At 43.2% G+C, this 21967-nt stretch carries 21 protein-coding genes; 6 read left to right on the top strand and 15 right to left on the bottom strand.

What is annotated here, in order from left to right:
- Positions 1-173 precede the first annotated feature (173 nt).
- The 4 genes from BLW54_RS17045 to BLW54_RS17030 all read right to left on the bottom strand — a co-directional run bounded on the left by BLW54_RS17045 (position 174) and on the right by BLW54_RS17030 (position 2816).
- The gene (locus BLW54_RS17045; RefSeq protein WP_035511004.1) at positions 174-1010 is read right to left on the bottom strand and encodes an SAM hydrolase/SAM-dependent halogenase family protein; all 837 of its coding nucleotides are present in this window, start codon (positions 1008-1010) and stop codon (positions 174-176) included.
- A gap of 83 nt (positions 1011-1093) precedes the next feature.
- Positions 1094-1582, bottom strand: a complete 489-nt coding sequence (locus tag BLW54_RS17040) for a DUF1189 family protein (protein WP_035511002.1) — start codon at positions 1580-1582, stop codon at positions 1094-1096.
- Between the two features lie 14 nt (positions 1583-1596).
- Complete coding sequence (locus BLW54_RS17035; protein ID WP_035511001.1) at positions 1597-1845, bottom strand: YuzB family protein; 249 nt, start codon at positions 1843-1845, stop codon at positions 1597-1599.
- A 38-nt stretch (positions 1846-1883) separates the two neighbouring features.
- On the bottom strand, positions 1884-2816 hold the full coding sequence (locus tag BLW54_RS17030; protein ID WP_035511000.1) for a bifunctional riboflavin kinase/FAD synthetase: 933 nt from the start codon (positions 2814-2816) through the stop codon (positions 1884-1886).
- 141 nt (positions 2817-2957) lie between these two features.
- Between BLW54_RS17030 and BLW54_RS17025 the strand changes: the two genes are divergently transcribed.
- Complete coding sequence (locus BLW54_RS17025; RefSeq protein WP_035511111.1) at positions 2958-3497, top strand: HD domain-containing protein; 540 nt, start codon at positions 2958-2960, stop codon at positions 3495-3497.
- A 70-nt stretch (positions 3498-3567) separates the two neighbouring features.
- Here BLW54_RS17025 and BLW54_RS17020 read toward each other — a convergent pair whose 3' ends face one another.
- The 3 genes from BLW54_RS17020 to BLW54_RS17010 all read right to left on the bottom strand — a co-directional run bounded on the left by BLW54_RS17020 (position 3568) and on the right by BLW54_RS17010 (position 7743).
- Complete coding sequence (locus BLW54_RS17020; protein WP_074736071.1) at positions 3568-5061, bottom strand: UDP-N-acetylmuramoyl-L-alanyl-D-glutamate--2,6-diaminopimelate ligase; 1494 nt, start codon at positions 5059-5061, stop codon at positions 3568-3570.
- A gap of 269 nt (positions 5062-5330) precedes the next feature.
- Positions 5331-7391, bottom strand: a complete 2061-nt coding sequence (locus BLW54_RS17015; protein WP_035510998.1) for a heavy metal translocating P-type ATPase — start codon at positions 7389-7391, stop codon at positions 5331-5333.
- Between the two features lie 13 nt (positions 7392-7404).
- Positions 7405-7743, bottom strand: coding sequence for an ArsR/SmtB family transcription factor (locus tag BLW54_RS17010; protein WP_051744321.1), 339 nt, complete (start codon positions 7741-7743; stop codon positions 7405-7407).
- A gap of 207 nt (positions 7744-7950) precedes the next feature.
- Between BLW54_RS17010 and BLW54_RS17005 the strand changes: the two genes are divergently transcribed.
- Positions 7951-8610, top strand: coding sequence for a type 1 glutamine amidotransferase domain-containing protein (locus BLW54_RS17005; RefSeq protein WP_035511104.1), 660 nt, complete (start codon positions 7951-7953; stop codon positions 8608-8610).
- Between the two features lie 33 nt (positions 8611-8643).
- On the opposite strand, the gene BLW54_RS17000 is transcribed toward BLW54_RS17005, so the two are convergent.
- Complete coding sequence (locus BLW54_RS17000; protein ID WP_035510996.1) at positions 8644-8874, bottom strand: hypothetical protein; 231 nt, start codon at positions 8872-8874, stop codon at positions 8644-8646.
- Positions 8875-9030: 156 nt separating this feature from the next.
- Between BLW54_RS17000 and BLW54_RS16995 the strand changes: the two genes are divergently transcribed.
- Positions 9031-9447 (top strand): VOC family protein, encoded by a 417-nt coding sequence (locus BLW54_RS16995; RefSeq protein WP_035510993.1) that lies wholly within the window; start codon positions 9031-9033, stop codon positions 9445-9447.
- 116 nt (positions 9448-9563) lie between these two features.
- On the opposite strand, the gene BLW54_RS16990 is transcribed toward BLW54_RS16995, so the two are convergent.
- The 5 genes from BLW54_RS16990 to BLW54_RS16970 form a co-directional block, all read right to left on the bottom strand.
- Positions 9564-10688 (bottom strand): NAD(P)/FAD-dependent oxidoreductase, encoded by a 1125-nt coding sequence (locus tag BLW54_RS16990; RefSeq protein ID WP_074736041.1) that lies wholly within the window; start codon positions 10686-10688, stop codon positions 9564-9566.
- A gap of 266 nt (positions 10689-10954) precedes the next feature.
- A complete protein-coding gene (locus BLW54_RS16985; protein ID WP_035510989.1) occupies positions 10955-11173 on the bottom strand; it encodes a hypothetical protein in 219 nt (72 codons plus the stop codon).
- A 65-nt stretch (positions 11174-11238) separates the two neighbouring features.
- Positions 11239-11622 (bottom strand): carbonic anhydrase, encoded by a 384-nt coding sequence (locus BLW54_RS16980; RefSeq protein ID WP_035510987.1) that lies wholly within the window; start codon positions 11620-11622, stop codon positions 11239-11241.
- A 122-nt stretch (positions 11623-11744) separates the two neighbouring features.
- On the bottom strand, positions 11745-13454 hold the full coding sequence (locus BLW54_RS16975) for a DNA-binding protein (RefSeq protein WP_035510985.1): 1710 nt from the start codon (positions 13452-13454) through the stop codon (positions 11745-11747).
- Between the two features lie 147 nt (positions 13455-13601).
- Positions 13602-14534: an MBL fold metallo-hydrolase gene (locus BLW54_RS16970; protein WP_074736069.1), complete on the bottom strand. Its 933-nt coding sequence runs from the start codon at positions 14532-14534 to the stop codon at positions 13602-13604.
- 276 nt (positions 14535-14810) lie between these two features.
- Here BLW54_RS16970 and BLW54_RS16965 point away from each other — a divergent pair, with 276 nt between their 5' ends.
- A complete protein-coding gene (locus BLW54_RS16965; protein ID WP_035510981.1) occupies positions 14811-15170 on the top strand; it encodes a hypothetical protein in 360 nt (119 codons plus the stop codon).
- 128 nt (positions 15171-15298) lie between these two features.
- On the opposite strand, the gene cydC is transcribed toward BLW54_RS16965, so the two are convergent.
- Together cydC and cydD are read right to left on the bottom strand one after the other, a co-directional pair.
- Positions 15299-17005, bottom strand: a complete 1707-nt coding sequence (gene cydC, locus BLW54_RS16960; protein ID WP_035510979.1) for a thiol reductant ABC exporter subunit CydC — start codon at positions 17003-17005, stop codon at positions 15299-15301.
- Positions 17002-18732, bottom strand: a complete 1731-nt coding sequence (gene cydD, locus BLW54_RS16955) for a thiol reductant ABC exporter subunit CydD (RefSeq protein WP_074736037.1) — start codon at positions 18730-18732, stop codon at positions 17002-17004. The genes cydC and cydD overlap by 4 nt, the downstream gene beginning before the upstream one ends.
- Positions 18733-19557: 825 nt before the next feature.
- Between cydD and cudC the strand changes: the two genes are divergently transcribed.
- Positions 19558-20112 carry a choline uptake/conversion transcriptional regulator CudC gene (gene cudC, locus BLW54_RS16950; RefSeq protein WP_035510975.1) on the top strand — a complete coding sequence of 185 codons (555 nt, stop codon included), beginning with the start codon at positions 19558-19560 and terminating at the stop codon, positions 20110-20112.
- A 150-nt stretch (positions 20113-20262) separates the two neighbouring features.
- Positions 20263-21852, top strand: a complete 1590-nt coding sequence (locus tag BLW54_RS16945; RefSeq protein ID WP_139254212.1) for a high affinity choline transporter 1 — start codon at positions 20263-20265, stop codon at positions 21850-21852.
- Positions 21853-21967 lie beyond the last annotated feature (115 nt).

Below are 21967 nucleotides of genomic sequence, written 5' to 3'. Positions count from 1 at the left end.
TTCTCCTCCTCTACAATCGTAATATGAAGGTAGTGTAGCATAAGGTAAGAAGGTTGGCTTCTATTTTGCTCATGACGGACAAAAACACTTGCCCACCCCTGTCAAGATTGAGTTCAGCATCACTCTATATCTGTTTCTCGGCAATAAGAAAACGATCCCACATTAACAGAAAGTCATTTACTAAAATGGATCGTCCAATTTGACCCTGTTCGTATATTATAAGCGCGGGCAAAAGAACCCTGGTTGATCGCAACACCTAGGTTATCGAGCGAGTTCACATACACGAGGGGCTCACCTTTATGAGTATCGGCGAATGAGCGCCCGAATGTCATGGAATTATTGTAGACCTCATTCCCATTATGGGAAATAGAGACCCTTAACGTATCCCCATAACGGACCCCCATCTCCTTGAAAAAGTCTCTTGGTATGTTTGTCCAGAGATTGCCGAAACGAATATCGAGAATGTCAATCATTCCAAAAGCCGAGTTCCCATCGATTTCAGGCTCCTTGACTGGAATTCGTTCAATGGAATTTGGATCAAGCGAAGGTCCTACTTCCTCAAAGGTAATGACGCCAGCTGCTAATCGCGCCCCGGTATAAGCATAAATATCCCTTCCATGAAAAGTGTAAGACTCACCTGATCGAGGCAGACGGTTTACCTTCTCATCAATTTCCCTTACCTCAACGATCCCTTCCGTCCGTTCAATATGAGTCAACGTGCCATTATCAGGAGTAATGACAAAGTGACCAGATCCTGTCCTCACACCAATACTCCTTCTAGTTGACCCAACTCCTGGATCCACTACCGATACGAAAACGGTTTGCGTTGACCAATAAGTCATGGTCTGCCATAAACGATAGGACCCCTCCCAAATGTTGAATGGCGGAATATCATGAGTCAAATCAAAAATCGCCAAATTATGGTCCACCGAATGCGCCACTCCATGCATAGCGCTGACCGCTCCATCACTAATTCCAAAATCGGATTGCAGGACTAATGCTCTTGTCATTGAACCTCCCCCTTTTTATTAAATAATGAATATTCTAAATAATACACTAAAAAAAAGCAAATTGAAAAGCACCAGCCAAACATTCATGTTTTAACTGGTGCTTTAGGATAAACGGTAATCATTCGGTACATATAATAGGTGAAGATGCCAATAAAAATCAGGGCGCTGAACGCATCCGGTACCGTTATATATTTTAATAAAATGCTGAGAATAAGAGGCAGTGTAGAAGCATAGGCTGTCAATTTCCACAATTGTTGATACGTAAGCTTTCGCGAAAGAAATTTCCGCATCAACAAACTACCGCCCGCGAGAACCGACACCCCTACCAAAATGAGAAAAACAATCAAGAGAGGATAAAAGACCAGAAACTGAACGATATACATACCGCGGGAAATCTCCGTCACGTTCGTTTCTAAATAAATAATGGATGTAATCATATCCGGCAGAAAAAGGAGGAGCAACAAAACGAACAAATACCCGATCGTGTTGGTGATCCCTTTTCGGTTCAAATGAAACATTGCCTCTTTTTTTGGTAAACGTAAGCTGTTCATTAAAGAATCAAAAAACTCCATATGCTTCCCCTGCCTTACTCAGCGTAAATGGCTAATTCTTCTTCAATCTTCACCCGGATTTTATCAAGTGCTTCTTCAGGTGTCTTTCCAAAAACCCTGTGGTTATTAACGATCGCATACGGCCGAAGGGCACACATGCCGCAAAAGGACAAACAATCGTTCATGAGTACCGCCACTTCCGGGTATTCCGATTCAATGATGCTTTCGATATCCAGTTCATTGATCAAGTTACTATCACAGACTTCAACAACGACAATCCCCATGGTGCGTACTCCTTTCTATGATGTCATGTCAGTTTTTATTATAGCCCTAAAATCGTACGTGCATATTTTTCATCTTTGTGCATCTGTTCTACCAATGCATCCATTCCGTCATAATTCTCTTCATCCCTCATATGACGTAAGAATTGGACGGTCACTCTTTGATCGTAAAGGTCTCCTGAAAAATCCAGTAGATACGCTTCAACTTTATAAGAATCACCGTTCACCGTCGGACGATAACCAGCACTGATTAAGGTGTAATAATATTCTGGTGCCTCCTGCACCTTTTTCACAAGGCCAAGATAGACACCTGGTTTCACTTTAACGTAATCATCTATTCCACCGACATTTAACGTCGGGAAACCGAGCTGTCTGCCAAGCTGCTCCCCTTTTTCTACGACCCCTGTAATTTCAAATGGTCGTCCAAGCATAGCCTGAGCTGCTTCCATACGGCCTTGAGCCACGTGATTACGTATATCTGTACTACTGACCTTCCTGTCATGAAGCATGACCCCAGGTACAATAGAGACCTCAGCACCAATCTGTTTACACAGTTCAGCCAGTCCTTCGGCATCAGACCCTCTCCCTTTTCCAAAGCGGAAGTCTTCTCCGACGATAACATGCCGGACATTTAACCGGTTCAAGTGCTGAAGAACAAATTCCTCAGGAGATGTCTTTGCATATTCTTTTGTAAAATGGACGTGATAATACCGATCGACGCCAAACTGCTCCAAACGCTCTTGTCGATCCGCTGTTGTCGACAATGAATATTTAAATGATTCATCACCTCTCAGCACCCATTTCGGGTGGTCCGAAAAACCGTAAACGGCTATTTTATCTTCCTCAGTTGCGAGCCTTTCCGCTTCCTTAAGAAGAGACTGGTGCCCAAGATGTACACCATCCATTTTCCCGATAATTAAGACAACGGGTTCTGAGTTGTGAGGCGGTTGTCCTTGTACTTCAATCATTTCCATTTGCAAAGCATCCCCTTCAACCTGTTGATTAAACCTATTAATTATATAATATCCATTCTTATTAAATCAACCTTAGCGTTTTTTTGCAATCATTCTGCCCCTTTATTTGTTATCATGAACATAAAAGAGGGAGTGCAGTCCATGATCGATAAAGCAAAATTATTCGCCACCAAAGCTCATTGTGGACAAAAACGGAAAAACGCTGACGAAGATTACATTGTCCATCCTGTACGTGTGGCAGAAACACTAAAACAAGCAGGCTTTCATGATGTCTTGATTTGTGCCGGTTACTTGCATGATGTTGCAGAAGACACGGCTTACACCCTTGATGACATTGAAAAGGAATTCGGATTTGACGTACGGCAGCTTGTTGCTGCACATACAGAAGATAAAAGCAAAGCATGGCAGGAAAGAAAGCAACAGACGATTCATACCGTTCATGAAGCATCCTTTGACGTAAAATCATTAATTGTAGCAGACAAACTTGATAACTTAGAGTCCTTACAAAAAGAAATTCAGACACATGGAAATGAGGTATGGAAAAAGTTCAATGCTGGCTACGATTGGCAGAAATGGTACAACCAATCTATTGCAGAGGCGATGACCAATGGACTACGCTCTGAGCAAATCCCTCATTACTTCAAACGCTACAAACAACTAGTTAAACAAACGTTTGATTAATTCTTAGGAAGCTGATGATTAAGGTTTTGTACAAATATATAAAACCAGCCTCTCCTATGGAGACTGGTTCTTATTGGACCACACGCGGAAAGAAACTTTCAATAATCTTCTCATCAAAATGAGGGACTTCTTCCCCTTTTACGATTTGAGCATTATTAATACAGCCACCAGTGAGCAAAATGATATCTCCCTCTTGTCCGAGACTCATGGATTTCCGTATCCCTTCTTCTCTCGTCAACGTCGAATGAATATTCCCCGCACCCGGATTGATGAATCCAGTCATCACCTTGTCCACAATGATTTGCGGATCGTGGTGTGCAGGGTGATCTACCGTTACAATCACTTCATCCGCTTTTCCTTCAATGGCGTTGGCCATCTTTGGCATTTTATTGAAATCTCGGATGCCCACTCCTGCGACCATTACGATTAACCGGCGATAGTTCATTTTTTTCACTTCTTCCACCAATCGTTCCAACGCAACAGGTGTATGGGCATAGTCTAAAATCACTTTTTGCTGAAGTGGGGTTTCAATCACTTGAAATCGTCCTTCTGGGCTTTCTAAATTTGGCAGAACTTTTAAGATCTCATGGAAGGAAAACCCGAGGTGAAGGGCTGTAGCAATAGCTGCCAGTAAATTGGCAACATTATAATTCCCATATACAGGCAACTCCACATTTACTGTCTTGTCACGATATTTTAATGAGAATTGAGTACCTTTTTCCATAACTTTGAGATGAATAGCAGATAAATCTGCTTCAGGATGATTGTTGATGCTATAGGTGAGCAGGCCATCCTTCCCCATGGCCAACAACTCAGAAGCCATCCCATCATCATCTAAATTCACAACCCTATGATTAGCCTGATGGAACAGGCGCATCTTACATTCACGATAGTGATCCATTGTCCGGTGATATTCCATATGGTCTTCAGAGAAATTCGTGTGGACGGCTACATCAAATTGAATCCCTTCCACCCTGCATTGATCGAGAGCGATGGAGGAGACTTCCATAACAGCTCCTTGATCATTTAGGTTCCTGAAATCCCGAAATATACGGTGAATGTCCATGGATTCGGGGGTTGTCGGCGTGCTCTTTTTATAGTTCAGTTTACGGGTTGACGACCAAATCCCCGTTGTACCAATGGATCCTGTTCTTAACCCAAGCAATGTCAACAAAGACCGAATATAAGCAGCGACGGTCGTCTTTCCATTCGTTCCCGTTACACCAACGGTTTTAAGTTCTTCATCTGCCCTGTTGAAATACTCCTTAGAGAAAGCAGCCATCGCTGAACGGACATGATTTACAAGTAAAAAGGTTGTTTGATCATACGTCTGCACAAGCCTATTAAATAATGACCCATCACTTCCGATAATCACACAGGCACCTTGAGCAATCGCTTCCTCCACGTATTTATGGCCATCGAAATTATCCCCTTGCAGACAAAAAAATACCGATTGTGGTTCTACTCGTTTGGAGTGAAACGAAAGGGCATTCACTTCTTGATGAATAGGACCATAGATCTTATTGATATGAAATTTTTGCGTTTGATCGAATTGTATCTTCATAACCATTATCCTCACTCTTTATATATGCTTTATCGTCGTCTTAGCCCGGCAAAAGTATGTATCATCACCTCACTGTTTTTACGGAAGGAGAGCCACTATTTACCGAAAAAATCACATTTCTCCTGACGGTCTTTTGCCCTTCCAGTTATCACAAATCACTCTGTCCAACAAATAAAGTCTAAGGATTGTATTTCTTCAAATAAAACCACACCAGGACATCCAAATATTGGATGGCCTGGTGTGGTTAATTTCCCCATTTAAGTTATTTATTACTCCTTCATAAGGAGAACTGTAAGACTGATCAAAGTGACTAGGATAGTTGCGCCCATATCGGCGAGAATGGCGAACCATAGAGTTAGCCATCCGGGAATCGTCAGTAATAAGGCGAACACTTTCAATCCCAGCGCAATAGAAATATTCCATTTAACGATCGCGTTCACACGCTTGGCAATACGAAATGCGTGAGGCAATTTCCCAAGGTGATCTTGCATAAGAACAATGTCTGCTGTTTCAATTGCACTATCTGTTCCTTTCCCCATGGCAATCCCTAAATCAGCCATCGTTAATGCGGGTGCATCATTGATGCCATCACCGATCATCGCGAGTCTGCCCTTTTTCTTCAGTTCCTCGATCTTTTCCACTTTCTGATCTGGCAATAACTGTGCGTGCACATCACTAACTCCAATTTCACCTGCCACTTTCTCAGCCGTTTTCTCATGGTCCCCTGTCAGCATGATGGTATGTTTTATCCCTAAAGAGTGAAGACGTTGCATTAAAGTTCGACTTTCTTCCCGCACTTCATCCGCGACTCCAAACATACCAAGGACAGCCTTTTCATCGGATACAAGGACAAGTGTGTATCCTACTTCTTTCATACGATCAATGTCGCCCTGTAATTCCTGTGCCAAATCCAAATGATCTAAAGTTTGTTCACTGCCTACATAATAGGTCTGCCCTTCAATCTCTGCCCGTATGCCTTTTCCTGGAATTGTATCAACAGAAGAAGGCTCTAATACATCCGCCTCTTGGACAAGCGAATAATCAAGAATCGCTGCCGCTATCGGATGGGAAGAATGTCTCTCAATGGCACGTGCCACAGAAAAGAACTTTTCCTCTTCATATACCTGGACCGCATGGACCTTCGGCTCTCCTTTAGTCAAAGTTCCTGTCTTGTCAAAAGCCATACTCTCTATTTTTCCAAGCTGTTCGAGAAAAGCTCCCCCTTTTATAAGGATGCCATTCCGAGCATTTTTCGTAATCCCCGACAGAATGGCAATTGGCGAAGACAAAATCAAGGCACATGGGCAACCGACAATAAGTACGGCCAGCCCCTGATAAAAGGATTCCGCCCAGGAAGCAGCAAATAGAAGTGGCGGGGCGACTATCACAAGACCGGCAATTACCATAATCAGTGGTGTATAGTATTTTGCGAAGCGATTAATGAAAAGCTCTGTAGGAGTTTTTCGCTCCTGTGCTTCCTCCACTAACTGAAGAATTTTTGCCAAGGAAGACTCTCCATAAGCTTTTGTGATTTCCACCCTTAAAAGTCCTTCATTATTTATACTGCCACCAAAGAGTTTTTCCCCCGGCCGTTTATCGACAGGAAGAGATTCACCTGTAATAGCTGCTTCGTTGACAGAACTATGGCCTGATGCAACGGTTCCGTCTGAAGGGATCTTTTCCCCCGCTTTTACGAGAACGATATCCCCTTCCTGAAGATCTTCAATGGCCACTACTTTTTCTGTGCCATCCTCCATTATTTTCGTCGCCTGTTTAGGAGCCACCTTCAATAATTGCTCCATTGAATTTCTTGCTTTCTCCATCCCTAGACCTTCTAAATATTCATTGAGCCCGAAGAGGATCGCAACAAGAGTCGCTTCTTTCCATTCTCCAATGGAAACGGCTCCGATTAAGGCAATTGTCATAAGGGTATCAATATTAAATTTCAAGCGGACAAGATTTTTCAAACCTTTCCAAAACGTTTGGTGACCACTAATCACAATCGCAGCCACATACATTGAAATAAGAAGAAAAGAAGCAGCAATCCCTTGTAATAAAAAGGTCGCACCAAAGATTAATGAGGACAGAATGACAAAGAGCCTCAAATTTGACCCATGACGGTGGCTGTTTCCTTCATCCTCGATAAGGGAAGCTCCGTCAGTTTTCAAAATACGGCGGACTTGATTCAAATCTACTCCGTCCTCAACCCTCAACTTGCTTGATGAAAAATGAAGCTCTGTATTTTCCCCATGACTAAGCTTTTTGATCTCCTCTTCCATTTCTTGCGCACAATTTGCGCATGATACACCTTGTAATTTATATTCCTTCATCTTTTTCTCCCCTTTAATGGTGCAGAGCGTGATTGATCGTTTGTTGCAAAAGATCGATGACGTGTTCATCATCGTGGGAGTAAAATATCGTCGTACCTGCTCTCCGGTACTTTACTAAACGCAGGTTCTTCAAAAAACGAAGCTGATGGGACACCGTAGATTGGCGAAGTTCCAATGTATCAGCAATTTGATTAACGGACATTTCCCGTTCGCAAAGTAAATGAAGAATTCTGATTCGAGTGGGGTCAGATAACGCTTTAAAAGTTTGGGAAACGACGAATAGCGTCTCCTCATCCAGCTGTTCTGTTTCCTTCATTTCTTGCCCCTTCGCTTTATTGTTCTCTACACTCATGAAATCGACACCTTCCTTATATGCGCATATATTCATATATACACTTAGCGTATGCGGAAGAATCCATTTTGTCAACGGTATTTTGCCCATGTTTAATAGCTATGAAAAAGGGAAATTTCTTTATAGACGTACAAGCAAAAGGTTTGCCACTTACGATTTTTAGGTATTAAAATGGCGATGATTCACTACCAAAGGAGGAACACAATGATGTCTAAAAAAGTCCTGATGGTCGTAACAAACCATGAAAAAGTTACCGACGAACAACCAACAGGTATTTGGTTATCTGAATTTGGTGAAGCATACAATGAATTCAAGAAATACGGTTATGATATAACCGTAGCTAGCCCTCAAGGCGGGCGTGCTCCCATAGACCCGGGTAGTGTAAGCGAAGATGAACCACAGGAAATCCTGGATACAAAACCACATTTAGAAAATACAACGTCTATTGCTGCTGTAAAAGCCGAGGATTATGATGCCATCTTCCTACCAGGCGGACACGGCACGATGTTTGACTTCCCGAATAATGAAGACCTCCAAAAATTGCTTCGTCAATTCTATGAAGCAGATAAAATCATTGCTGCTGTATGTCACGGACCCGCCGGTCTTGTAGGAGCGACCCTTTCCAATGGGGAGCCACTCGTAAAAGGCAAACGCGTCAACGCTTTTACGGATGCTGAAGAGGTGGAAACAACACTTGATCAACATATGCCTTTCCTTCTAGAAAGCAAGTTGAATGAACTTGGCGCAACCTTTGTAAGTGGTCCAAACTGGTCTGAATATTATGAAGTGGACGGAAACCTGATCACAGGACAAAATCCACAGTCCACAGAAGCTGTCGCAAAAGAAGTTGTAAAACAACTAGACTAATGTATCAAGGATCCTGCATGGCAGGATCCTTTTTTACTCATGGTCGTTCTTCCAACGGCCAAATAAATACTCGTACAGCTTCATTACTATACAAATGAATGATATGACCCAAAGAAAGAACAAACCAATGACGATCAATCCTTTGAACACTGTCAGTCCTGTGAAGATGGTATATACGATAGCACCAAACAAAAATAAGGTCACAACAATGTGCATGACAATGGTTGACAGGATTTTCAAACTATTGCTGATCCAGGCAGGCATAAAATCACCTCCTGCACTACTTTATGCAGAAAAGAAAAATCAGCTTGTACGGATAATTAGATTTCATGAAAAAAGGCGGATCACTAAGACCTTTACAAGGGACCTGGGCCTGGATATGTTAAAATGAGTGGATATTGCTGTAGAGGAGACTAATTCGTGGAAAAGAAATTGGACCATATCGGTGTAGCTGTTCGTAATATTGAAGACAGTATTGCCTTTTATACACATATTCTTGGTGGTACATTAATTGATCGCTACCGTAATGAAGCTGAGGGCGTAGAGAGCGAAATTGCCATTATGGATATCCATGGAGACCGTACAGAGTTACTGATGCCGACAAATAATACCTCTTCTCCCATCGCCCGTTTCATAAAACAAAAGGGTAAAGGCGTCCATCATGTAGCTTATCATGTAGGCGATTTGAAGGAAGCTTTGAAAGAATTAGAAAAAGAGGGGATCCGTACTTTAGAATGGTCGTTAAGAACGAACAAACACGGGCGGCGTCTCATTTATTTGAACCCTGCTGACACGGGTGGCACAATTATTGAATATTGTGACTACCCTGATGAATAAACCGCTGATCCCACCTTTCAATCAGAGAGTTCGGAACAACGAAGCCAACTCTTCGCCAGTACTATAAAACTCCCTGCCGTTCTTCACGGCAGGGAGTTTCTCCTGTGATGGGCTACTTACTCCGGCTCGATCGCTTCCATTACATCATAGTCGGCTGGATCGAGCTCTGTTTCTTTCCCTAAAACTAGGCGGGCGACCTCTGCACCGACATATGGACCTGATGTAAGCCCTGATGCACCTAATCCGTTAGCGACATAAAGATTGCCCCATTCTGGAACCCTGCCAAAGACTGGCAAAGACCCCGGTGTGAATGGTCTAAAGCCTACACGTGTTTCAGCAAAAGTGCTTTCATACAAACCCGGTGCTACTTCCAGGGCTTTATCAAATACATAATGAAGGCCACCTGCTGTGGAGCGCCCGTCAAATCCTGCATCTGTTTCATGAGTAGCCCCTATTACGACGCGGCCGCCTCCGAATGAAAGCATATATTGATTATTCGGTGGCATAATGACTGGCCAGTTCTCTGTTTCGGTGTCTGGAAGGTCTAAATGGACAATTTGCGCTTTCTGCGGGTGGACAAGGAAGTTAATGCCCAGCGGTTTTAGAAGCGGCTTCGCCCAAGCACCGGCAGTTACAATCACTTCATCAGCTTCGTGAAGCACTCCATCCACTTCCACTGCTGTTACCTTTTTACCCTCATAAACGAGAGTGGCTTCTCCATGAATCTGTTCCACTCCATTTTTTGCAGCCACTCGGAGCAAAGCATCCCTCAACTCTCGCCCGTTCACACGCGCGGCTCCACTAACATGAATTGCATCGTATCCATCTGCTAATGGCGGAAAAAGCTTTTTCGCTTCTTCTGGTGAAATCCTTGTAATCTCCCCAATTTCCGGTGCACCGTCTTCCCTTCGTTTTAACGCACGTTCCATTGTTTTTTCTAACTTTTGTTCATCTCTTTGGAGACTGATGGCACCAACGCGACGGTAACCTGTTTTGCTCTCTCCTTCTGCCTCAAGCTGACGGATCAACTCAGGGTAATACCGTGCTCCTCCTTTTACAAGACGGTACCAACGCTTATTACGACGTTGGGCCAGCCATGGACAAACAATGCCTGCAGCTGCCTCTGTCGCCTGCTCCGCATCTTTACGGTCAATGACTTTAACTTCGACGCCTTCTTTAGCTAAATGATAAGCAGTCGAAGCCCCGAGGACGCCACCGCCTACAACGATATATTTCTTCATAGAAACACCTTTTTTCTAAGTAATTTAACCATGTAGAACCATTGTATAGAAAAAGCCCTTTCTCCTCAAACATCTCAGGACCGGGCCTATCATTTGAGTTTAGTGTTCTAAAACCTAATGGGTGAGCTGCTGGGATAATAGAAGAAGGTTCTAAAGAATCCCCGATCAGCCCGGGGACAGCACAGCTTTCCCATTCACCATAAATTAAATAAACAAGACCCTCAAAAAAAGAAGACTCAGGGCCGAATAACCCCTGAGTCTTCCCATCATTTGCTTACCGCACACAAATACTTATAGCAGGTTTCGATGTCACAGACACAGTCGTGAATACCGTTCCCCTCAATTTCTATCAAGGCAAAAGGATTTAACGTAATGGTATAGGAGGCAATGTGTATCGTCCGGTTTTCCTCCGTTAATTTCTGCAATTCCCTGTACACTGGGTCTCGTTCCTTTTCCACGAATTCAAACCAGCTTGATTGCTCCAAACCCGTCACCCCTTCACGAATCTTCTTTATAATAAGAACCATTCGTTAAAAGTCAGGGAAATCCTCTATCCAGTAATCACTTCTACTTCCCACTGGTCATTAACATATAGGCCGATGACATCCACATTAAATCCCCAGGATTTCACAAGCTCAACAGATTCCTGAATAAAGCCTACTTTTTGCTCGCGTTCAACCGGATTGCCCGCACAATTGTGGTGCCCAACAATGGCCACTACACCAGATCCATGTTTATCTACGGAAATATCAATTTTCGTTTTGATGGACGCCAGTTGTTCTTCTGATCCTTCCAACAGGAACTTTGTAGGTCCCGCTTCTGTAATCATATCAATATACTCTGTGCCATAACGCTCCTGCATCCAGTGAATAACGGGAAGTTGGACCCGTCCGTCCATGCAGTTAATAGCTGTCGCAAAAGTTTTTTCTGCCATAAAAAATCCCTCCTAACAAAAATCCACCTTTATTCTATCATAGAATAAAAGCTATGGAGCTGTCTTCTTTCTAAATCCACATCCAAACAAAAATCCAGCAGGGCGCACCCTGCTGGATTCATTTAATTGACTCCTTCAATTTGCATTTCTTCGACGGTTGCTGTTCCATTCTCACGAACGCGTGCCTGTATCGTAACCCGATCTCCTTCTTGCAGGAAAATGGCTAGAGGCGCTTTGCTCGTGTTAACTGTATAAATCGTTGTTTCGCCTTCCAATAAAAATTGGACGGACTGTCGAGAATCCGTGGACGTAACAAGCACACGGTTAACCCTACCAGATTTCTCCGTAAGGTCCACACCTTGGCTTCCTTCCACACTGCTTGGGTCCTGGGCAATTTGTAAGCGATACGCATTCAACGTTTGTTTCGCTGTGTCACCAAAGACAGCGAAATCGGAATCATCTGCTTTAATATAGGCGTACTGCTTAAACAGACCATTCGGATCAAGTACGTTGACTACCCATGTCGGGTGGCCATCCACATTGTAGAGCACCGGCATTTTACCAGTCCAATTCTTTTCAGGGAATTGTTTATTTACAATTTGATTCGCCCCTTTACTGTCCATAATCCCTTGATTTTGCTGGCCATTATAATAAGTGAGAGCCCCTGTTCTTGCATGTATTAATGTATAACCTAGGGCAGAATCAATATTTTCCTTAGGGGAAGCCATATCAGTAAAGTAAAACATTTCCCCGTCTTCATTGAAAATCGGCGTTACACTGCTTTCTGTACCGGCTTCATTCGGGATTTTCACATCTTTCTTACCAAAGAGCGAGTTGAGCCAGCCATGAATGTATTTTCCGAAATACTCATTTTCTAAGGTGGCCAGCTCTGAGCTGACGGCTCCTTCTACGAAGTCAGGAGCGCTCTTAGCTTCATATGTTTTGACGGCCCCTGAAACAGGGTCCACGATCGCCACGCTGACATTGTTCATGTCAGGTCTATTGGAGAAGAGGAGCGGCTTGTAGATCGTTTGAACATACCATGGCTTTCCGTCATCATCCACTTCGATTTGCGCTTCGCCGCTTTGAATATAGTCCGGGTGCTTTCCATAAACGACCCGCTGAATATTATGATTGAAAAAACTTGAGTTCGTATATCGCATTTTGTTTTGTACAAACTCCGGTTGAGCATTAACATTCGTCGCTTGAATCGTGAAGTAACCTTCTGTCTCTTTCCCTCTCAAATATCTCCAAAAACTACTGAATTCGACAGGTGCCACATATACGATTTCCCCATCCACTTGCTGAGCCTGTAACTTCCCTAAATCATAAAACTGTGTATTAGGTACCACGCTCATCGCTTTTTGAACTTTGTTCCGGGCGGATTCAGGGGCGACAGCAATTGGTGTATTATCCTCATTCAGAGGGCGTGCCTCTTCTTCTTCAGATTTCACAATGCTGTCATGACTAACTTGTAAAGCTAAAATGCTATAGACGAATGTCCCGAGGATAGCAACGGCCACAACCAAGACAATGATCCCCGATAAGGAACGATGCATGGTTTGGTATTGCACTGGCACTTTAGCCCCTCCATAAACCAACGGAACCAAAAGCACCGCAACAATAATGTTTAGAACCAGCATGTTCGGTACAGTGATTGTCGGCATAAACGCGTAAACCACAAAAAACACGAGGATCAAACCAAATACCATAACCCCTGCCATCGTCTTCATAATTTTCTTTCTTCTCATTCGATTGTTTACATAGGCGATCATCGACAATGCAAAAAATAATAAAAAAGATAAAATCGTCGTTAATAAAATTCCAACCATTTATTTATGTACCTCCTTCTTTTCTCTCTTCCTTTTACGAATCAATGGCGGGTTACGTTTCATTTATATGTGATCACCCGAACAAAAGTAAAGGCCCTCCTGTTCAATGACTTTTATAAACGCTGAACTCTAAGAAAAAGCAGGACCTTACGCCCTGCTTTTCTTTTTCATATAATCAGATAGCCCCATTGAACAAACTTCAAAATCAAGATTCAATAAATCATAAATTTCATGGTCCCGCGGGACACCTTTTTCATCCAAATAGGACGCCACATGTTTGTAAAGTCTTTGTTGTATGCCCCTTGGACCTTCGTCTCGTTTGAGTGCCTCTTCCGCTTCCTTTACAAAAATCGGAATCCAAATCATTATTTGGTCAAACGTTTGATCAGGATACTCCGTCTTGCCAAAGTGACCAAAATAAAGACAAGATGGTTTCATATCACGAAAGCGTCTGATACATTGGAGCATCGCATCTGGATCGAACTGATTCGGTGACGTCGTAGGCAAGTAAAACGTCAGTCCATAATCCGTGGTCTGATGATATCGAATTCCTGCTGTATCACCTGTAAAAATCCCATTACTCCATGAATCATGAATACCTAAATGGTGTTTGGCATGCCCTGGTGTATCATAGAATGTTAATTGACGTTTTTTTGAAATGGTCAAGGTGTCGCCATCAGCTTTCGTATACAGTTTATCTTCCGGAACTGCGAGGATCGGATCGAACAATTCCTCAAAATCTTGCCCGTACACAGCCTTTGCTCCTTCAATTAAACGCGAGGGGTCGGCCAAGTGGCGTTTCCCTTTTTCATGAACGATGACCTTTGCATTCGGACATTCTTTAAGAAGAAGACCCACGCCCCCTGCATGGTCGAGATGGATATGAGTCAAAATAATAAACTCTACCTTCTCTGACGGAACATTTAAGTCATCCAAACCCGCTAGAACCTTCGGAACAGAAGGACTGGGACCTGTTTCCACGAGTGTAATCCTGTCCCCCAACAACACATAGGCACCTGTGCGCCCCTCAAACCCCATATCAAACCCATCAATTAAAAAGACACCATTCCCTAAATCCATCGGCGCTCTTTTTTTCACGTTACGTTCACCTCACCTTAAGAATTATCTCTAGTTTACTAGATATTCCCCCGAAATGATAACGCTTTCTATAAGTAGGGATTTTTCTTATCACTTTTCATTTTTCCATAGCCGCCAGTGTTGGGATAGGATCTTTCCACCGAAGTCATTCTTCGGTTATGCGAGCAGCTATGGGCTTTTTTATGAAGTTTTATGTAGAAACAAATTGTCACACTTTTGGGCTGGGTGAATATCATGGATTCTGAGGAGTTGGTTAAAATGACAGAAGAACGAAATATGTACCAGCAAGGTCATATGAAGCCTTCCTATCAGCAGTGTAATAAGATGAAATATTATCACGTCATGGTTAAAACACAAGATGGCCGAACGTTTGACGGGATCATCACGGATGTCGATCGTGACAACATGACTATTTTGATTAGTGAAGATGTGATGGTGGATGAGAATGGCAACACTTCGGATGAGCGCCAGTATGGATACGGTCGTCGCCGCGCACGCCGCTTCCGCCGGGAAATTCTACCGCTAGCAGGTCTAGCCACTTTAGCCTTATTTCCATATCTCGCAAGGCCTTACCCGTATTACTACCCTTACACGTACCCCTATCCTTATTACTATTAAGAAGAATGACAAAGCTTGTCTCAAGACGATTTTCTTTATCTCCTTACATGGAAAAAACAACCGTACCAGGTTACCCATATTATGGAAGACATGGTACGGTATTTTTTTGTTTTGTTAAGTGAGGGAGATCAGCTGAAGATGTTTTGTTCGATTTGTTTCATTTCGTAGAAGTATCCTTGTTTTTCGATAAGTTCGTGATACGTTCCCGCTTCTCTGACACTACCTTCTTCCATCACAATAATTTGATCCATCTTTTCGAGGCCATTCAATTGATGACTGATTAGGACTAAAGTATCTCCTTTTGCTCTTTGGTAGAGATGTTCAAATATCATACGTTCAGTTAAAGCATCGACGGAAGATGTCGGCTCATCTAAAAGCCATAAACGTTCCCCTTTTAGAAATGCTCTTGCTATTGCTAAACGTTGCCTCTCTCCGCCCGAAAGGTTTTCCCCTTTCTCAAGCACTTTTTGACCCAAATCGAATCTCAGCCCGACTTCCTCTAACGCTTGCTCCATTTCTTCATCTGTCAATATATCTCCGGCCAATTGCAGATTCTGTCTTATCGTTCCATAGAAATAATGGTTTTCCTGAAGCACAACATTGCTATTCTTCCACACACTCTCTTCTGATAACTTCCGGATATCCACTCCATTAACAGACAACTCCCCGAAAGATGGTGTATGAAACTTCATAAAGAGTTGCATCAGAGTAGACTTCCCTGATCCGCTTGCTCCGACAATGGCCGTTTTACTTCCTTCAGGAATTGAAAGGGTAACCTCTCTTAAAGCCTCTCTTTCGTCATCTGGAAACCGGAAATATACACCTGACATCTTAATACTCGGAGCTTGATGGTCTTCCAAAGTCCATATCCCCTTGTCTACCTTTTCTTTCTCCACAATTGAAAAAAGTCGTGCCGATGCCCGCTTGCTATCTTCCAGGTGACTCGGTAAAACAGCCATAGGAGCAGCATTTTCAAAGACTGTCAACGATATCATTACCAGCATGGCGAGAAAGAGCCCATTCAAATCTCCCTCAGCAACAAGAAAAGCCCCGAGACCTGTCACAACCCAAGAAATGATTAGGGTGACAAAGGTATTCCAAGAATGATTGGATAACCTCTGTCTTCCGTCCCGTTCTTCTTCGTCCAAATAATCATCTGCCGTCTTTAAAAGTATTTCTTTTTTCTTCGCCAACTGCTGATAAATTCTAAGATCGCGATACCCATATAGGAACTCGGCAGCCTCTGTCGAGAGAGCTCCTCGGGCCTCTCTCACCCTATGAGCATACTTCCTTTGTTTCACAGAATACCAGGCGGGAATGAAGAGACCAGTAATGACCAGGCCAAGTAAAAGAACGACGGCCACACTTATAGAGAAAATGGATGTAAAAACGATCGTCGCAAGAAAAATAATGCCAAGAACAACTGGGGGATAATAGACACGCAAAAAGAAGTTTTGCAAACTTTCCACATCGCCTACTATCCTTGACAACAAATCACCGCTTCGGTACTTCTGAAAAATACGAGGGGCGTGTGGTTCTAACCTTTTATAAAAAGCAAGGCGGAGATTGCTTAAAATTGTAAATGTTGCCCTATGGGAATAATACCTTTCCGCATAACGCCCCAGAGCACGTGCAAATCCAAATAACTTTAAAAAAGCAATGAGAACGGTAAGGGCGTACAATGGGGGGATCAAAGCGGCTTTTGATATCAGATACCCACTGGAGGCAAAGAGACCTACGGCTGAGATCCCCGCAAGGAAACCAAACAGGATAGATCGCACGATATCTCTTTTCTCTAGGACAACCAATTGGATGACATCTCTCAAATCTTTCATGCCGTTCCTCCTCCTTGCTGCACGGTTACCATGTTCCGATATTCCTCGACGGTTTGCAGCAGTTCCTCATGATTCCCCTTGCCGACTAACTTCCCACGTTCTAGGAATAAAATCTGATCAGCATTTTGAATGGTATGGAGCCGATGAGCCACTGTCATAACTGTCGCCTTCTTAGCAAGTTCTTCCATGGATTCTTGCAATATCCGCTCTGTTCTCAGGTCCAAGCCTGTCGTCGGTTCATCAAAAAGGATGACAGTAGGTTTTTTCAGAAACGCCCGAGCAAGAGCTAATCGCTGTTTTTCACCACCCGACAGTCCACGGCCGGCCTCTCCAACAGGGGTATCATACCCATATTGAAAAGAATTGATCAATTCAGAAACCCCCGCTTTCTCAGCAGCCTCTTGAATCTCCATGCGCGTATGGCCGCCATCAGAACCGCCAATGGCGATATTTTCTGCTACTGTCCCGGAAAAAAGGTAGGGGTCTTGAGATATATAGCTTACTTGGGAAAACCACTCCGATTCTTTATATTCAAATAGAGAACGGTCATTGACGATCACTTTCCCTGCGGAAGGTTTAACCAATCCAGCCATAAGATGAAGCAGGGTTGATTTTCCTGACCCACTTCTTCCAACAATCGCAACTTGGGAATAGGGTGGAATCTTCGTATAAATCGGTTGAATGGCAAAGCCTTCCTCATATTGAAAGCTCACCCCGTTAAGAGAAATCATTGGAGGCCCCTCTCGTTCCAGCTCATCCATGCCCCATTCCACTTCATCCTCCACTCTTTCCAATTCAGCGGTCAGTTGTCCGGCAGCACCAGCTGCCCCTCTGCCTGTATGGAAAGCACTGCCGAAATCCTTAAGAGTTAAATAAAATTCAGGAGCGAGAATAAGAATGAAAAAAGCTGTGAAAAACGAAACACTTTCATAGACAACAAGTCGAATAGCTATTTCCAGCGCAATCAAACCAATGCTCAGCATTGAAATAAATTCAAGCATAAGCGATGAAACAAAAGCGACTTTCAACACTTCCATTGTCGCATCACGGAACCCGAGACTGCTCGATTCAATCTCCTCTTTTTGCTGTTTAGAACGGCCAAATAACTTTAATGTCGTCAGCCCTTGAAGAATGTCAAGGAATTTCCCGGAAAAAGCATTCAGCTTCTCCATCTGGTCTTCTGATTTCTTTTTTGTCATCACACCAATAATCGCCATAAACAAAGGGATGAACGGTGCTGTAATTAGCATGATCAATCCAGAATACAAATGCTGGGTAAACACAACGATGAGAATCATAAGTGGAACCACCATGGTCTGGATCATTTGGGGGACATAACTGCTGAAATACCCATCAATCTCGTCTACTGAATCCATTAGCACACTTATCTTCCGCCCTGATTGACCCTGTGCAGAGGATTGAACAGGATGACGGGAAAATTTCTCAATAATAGATTGACGAAAGTATCGTTTCGCTTTAGACGCAAGGGAAATTCCAATCCATCCATTCAACCAGGTAAACAATGATCGACCGGCAAGTACAAGCAGTAGCCCCACCAGTAATGGAAAAACCTCCTGAAAATCCTGTTCCCCTAGAAAAGTCTGCTCAACAATCGCTACGAAATAGTAGGATTGGGCGATAATCGTTGCACCAATTAACACTGACGTGAGAATCAACAGCATGGGCACTTTTCCCTCTGAGAAAGCTAGTCTGCTGAGGTGCTTCATCTATAGAAAACTCCTTATCTATGCATTTTTGTGAAAGTATTCACATTACCTTTATTATAATTCATATACGATAGGATTTAAAAAAATTTAATGGATCTTCATGACCATTCTATACCATCGTCCCCTTAATAATCAGCCAGCATACCCCGTGGGCACGAGAAGGGTATTTGGCTTCTTACCCACAAAAAAGCTCCAGGGAAGGGGCCGCCCTGGAGTTTGGTCCTTTACCTGTGAACGACCGTGTCTTTTCTAACTGGTTAAAAGCAGTGCTCGTGCATCCACCTAAATCTTCAAGATGTCTATCACGAAGGACCCCTTTGGCTTAAGGGTCCCCCACTAGTTTGCACATCTAATTTTAAGCAGCCTTTGCAGTCTACGGTTGCCATATCGAGAGGTGGACCCGAAGGCTTGATGAAGTCCCCTTTTACAGTCAATTTCAACTGGCCTCACTGATTGCCACCATCATTCCCCCCACGGCATGTGCAGCTCATGGAGAATCCCTAAGACCTGCAAACATGGCCCCTTAAGACATACGTCATGAACTTCAACCAACGCTGTTCTGCATGCCGAAACAGATACATTCCACCTATATTAAATTTATTAAGAAAGTATTTAATGTTTAGAAAGATAATACGATAGCAACTCCTATAAAAGTTGTCAAAACAAAAAGATTTTTAAAACTGCTATAAGCATTGACCTGTTAGGCTTTAGAACAGATTTAAAAAATTTTGTTTTTTGACAAGCATTTTTAATTCGTTAATATAAAGTCTGTAAAGAAAAAATTTAATAAACTTAATTTTCTTTACACCTGTGAGGAGGTTTTCAATGACAAACAATCATAAAGAAAACTCTAGACTCACCATCGAGAATGCAAAGGCTCTGGTCATCGACTCAATTGCGGAAACGATGGATCTTTATGGAGTAACACGAAGTGCAGGGGCATTATATGGAACGATGTACTTTGAAGAGGATATGACGTTGGACGAGATGCGCGAAATGCTCGGAATGAGTAAGCCCAGCATGAGTACAGGAGTAAAAAAGCTCCGAAACTACCACATTGTGAAACGAAATTTCAGAAAAGGCACGCGCAGGCAGACTTTTGTAGCCGAAAAAGACTTTTTCACTTTCTTTTCCAGCTTTTTCACAAAAAAATGGTTAAGGGAAGCCAAGATTAATTTAGATGCGATTCAGCAATCCCAAAATGAACTGAATGATCTTATAGAGGATTCCAAGACCGAGAAGAACCTGAAAAAGGAAGCAGAACAGATCTTCCAACATCTTGAGGCTTCAAAACCTTATTACTATTGGCTGCAGAAACTAGTAAATTCTATTGAAAGTGAAGAAATTTTTGATTTCTTACCTGTAGACCACAAAACATAAGATATTGTCTCTCTGAATAACAAGCAGCGTGTTATTCATGCAATATGTACGCACAATATAATTCGCTGAATATTCAGCTGAACCATAGGAGTGATGTCATTGCAACAATCGAAACAACAGCAATCTTTTTTCGCAAAAAATAAAGCCGCGATGATGCTTGGCACCCTTTTAAGTATCTTTGTCCTCTATATGGCCTTCACAAATGAAAACATTCAGTGGGGCGGGTTTATCGCCATGATCTTTTTCTATGCCCTCGTTTACTACATCGGCGCTGTCTTCGCTTCTAACAAATCTGGAACCCTCACAGATATGATGGTGGCCAACCGAAGCCTGCCACTAGGAATCGCCATGTTTACAATGGCTGCGACATGGGTTGGTGGCGGTTATGTCAATGGCACGGCGGAATTCACATACAGTGACGGTCTTGTATGGGCCCAGGCCCCGTGGGGATATGCATTGAGTTTAATTATCGGCGGGATATTCTACGCACGTAAAATGCGTCGCTACGAATTCCTTACGATTATTGACCCGCTTGAACAGCGGTTCGGAAAGAAAATGGCAGGTGTTCTTTATATTCCTGCCTTGCTTGGAGAAATGTTCTGGAGTGCTGCCATCTTGACTGCACTTGGCACAACGTTCGGAACCATTCTCAATATAGATTTTACGACGTCTATCGTCCTATCAGGAATCATTGCAATTGCTTACACCGTAGCTGGTGGAATGTGGGCCGTTGCCTACACAGATGTATTCCAAATGGCGATTCTTTTAATCGGTTTAATCCTTGTTGTCCCGTTTACGTTAGGCCACGTCGGCGGGATTGATAATGCTTGGAGTAACTATTCAGCAGAGTTTGGTTCCTATGCCAACCTCTTTCCACCTTTGAATGGATGGGAAGACCCTGCCTGGGGAAATTGGTTCTGGAACTGGATAGATTATGCTCTCCTTCTTATCTTTGGCGGGATTGCCTGGCAAGTATATTTCCAGCGTGTGCTTTCAGCCAAAAATGAAAAGACGGCCATGTGGCTGTCCATTACAGCAGGAATCATCTGCATCATTGCCGCTGTTCCTGCCGTACTCGTTGGAATAGTCGGTGTGAATATGGACTGGGCAAGTATGGGAATTCCCGCTCCAGAAAACCCAGCTGTCATTCTGCCGCATATTTTAAGATATTTAACACCGGAACTTGTGTCAGCTATCGGTTTAGGCGCCTTAGCAGCGGCAGTTATGTCCTCTATGGATTCTTCTATTTTGTCCGCTTCTTCCATGGCATCCTGGAATGTTTACCGTCCATTACTGAAGCCGAATGCAAGTTCAGATCAATTAAAAAAAGTAATCAAACGCACCATCATTATTGTCGGTGTCGGCGCCATGATCATTGCATTAAATGTCCAGAGTGTTTATACCCTTTGGTATTTGGCTTCCGACCTTGTTTATACCATTCTATTCCCGCAGCTGACGATGGCGCTCTTTTATAAAAACGCGAACTTGTACGGATCTATTGCTGGTTTTTCCACGGCCCTCTTCCTACGTCTAGGCGGCGGAGAGCCTGCACTCGGATTACCGTCATTTCTGCCATACCCGATGATCAACGCAGATGGAATTGTCTTATTTCCGTTCCGGACACTTGCATGTGTCGCTGCATTTATTATGATTTTCGTCGTGTCAGAAATGACAAAGAAAAAATGCCAGCCAAAATCTCTTCTTATGCCGGAAGAAAGAGAAGAACAAAAAGCCGCTTAATCGTTAAGAACATAGAGGCAACCTTCTCCAGGCTAAGGAAACGAAAGCCCTTCAACCCAGTACACTCTTCATAAAGGATAGACTTTATGAGTGTGGGGGCCCATACGAATGATTT

The organism is Halobacillus karajensis, assembly GCF_900108515.1.
Taxonomy (GTDB): Bacteria; Bacillota; Bacilli; order Bacillales; family Halobacillaceae; genus Halobacillus; species Halobacillus karajensis.
Note: the sequence above shows the minus strand (reverse complement) of the source record. Positions and strands in the feature narration are given on the sequence as shown.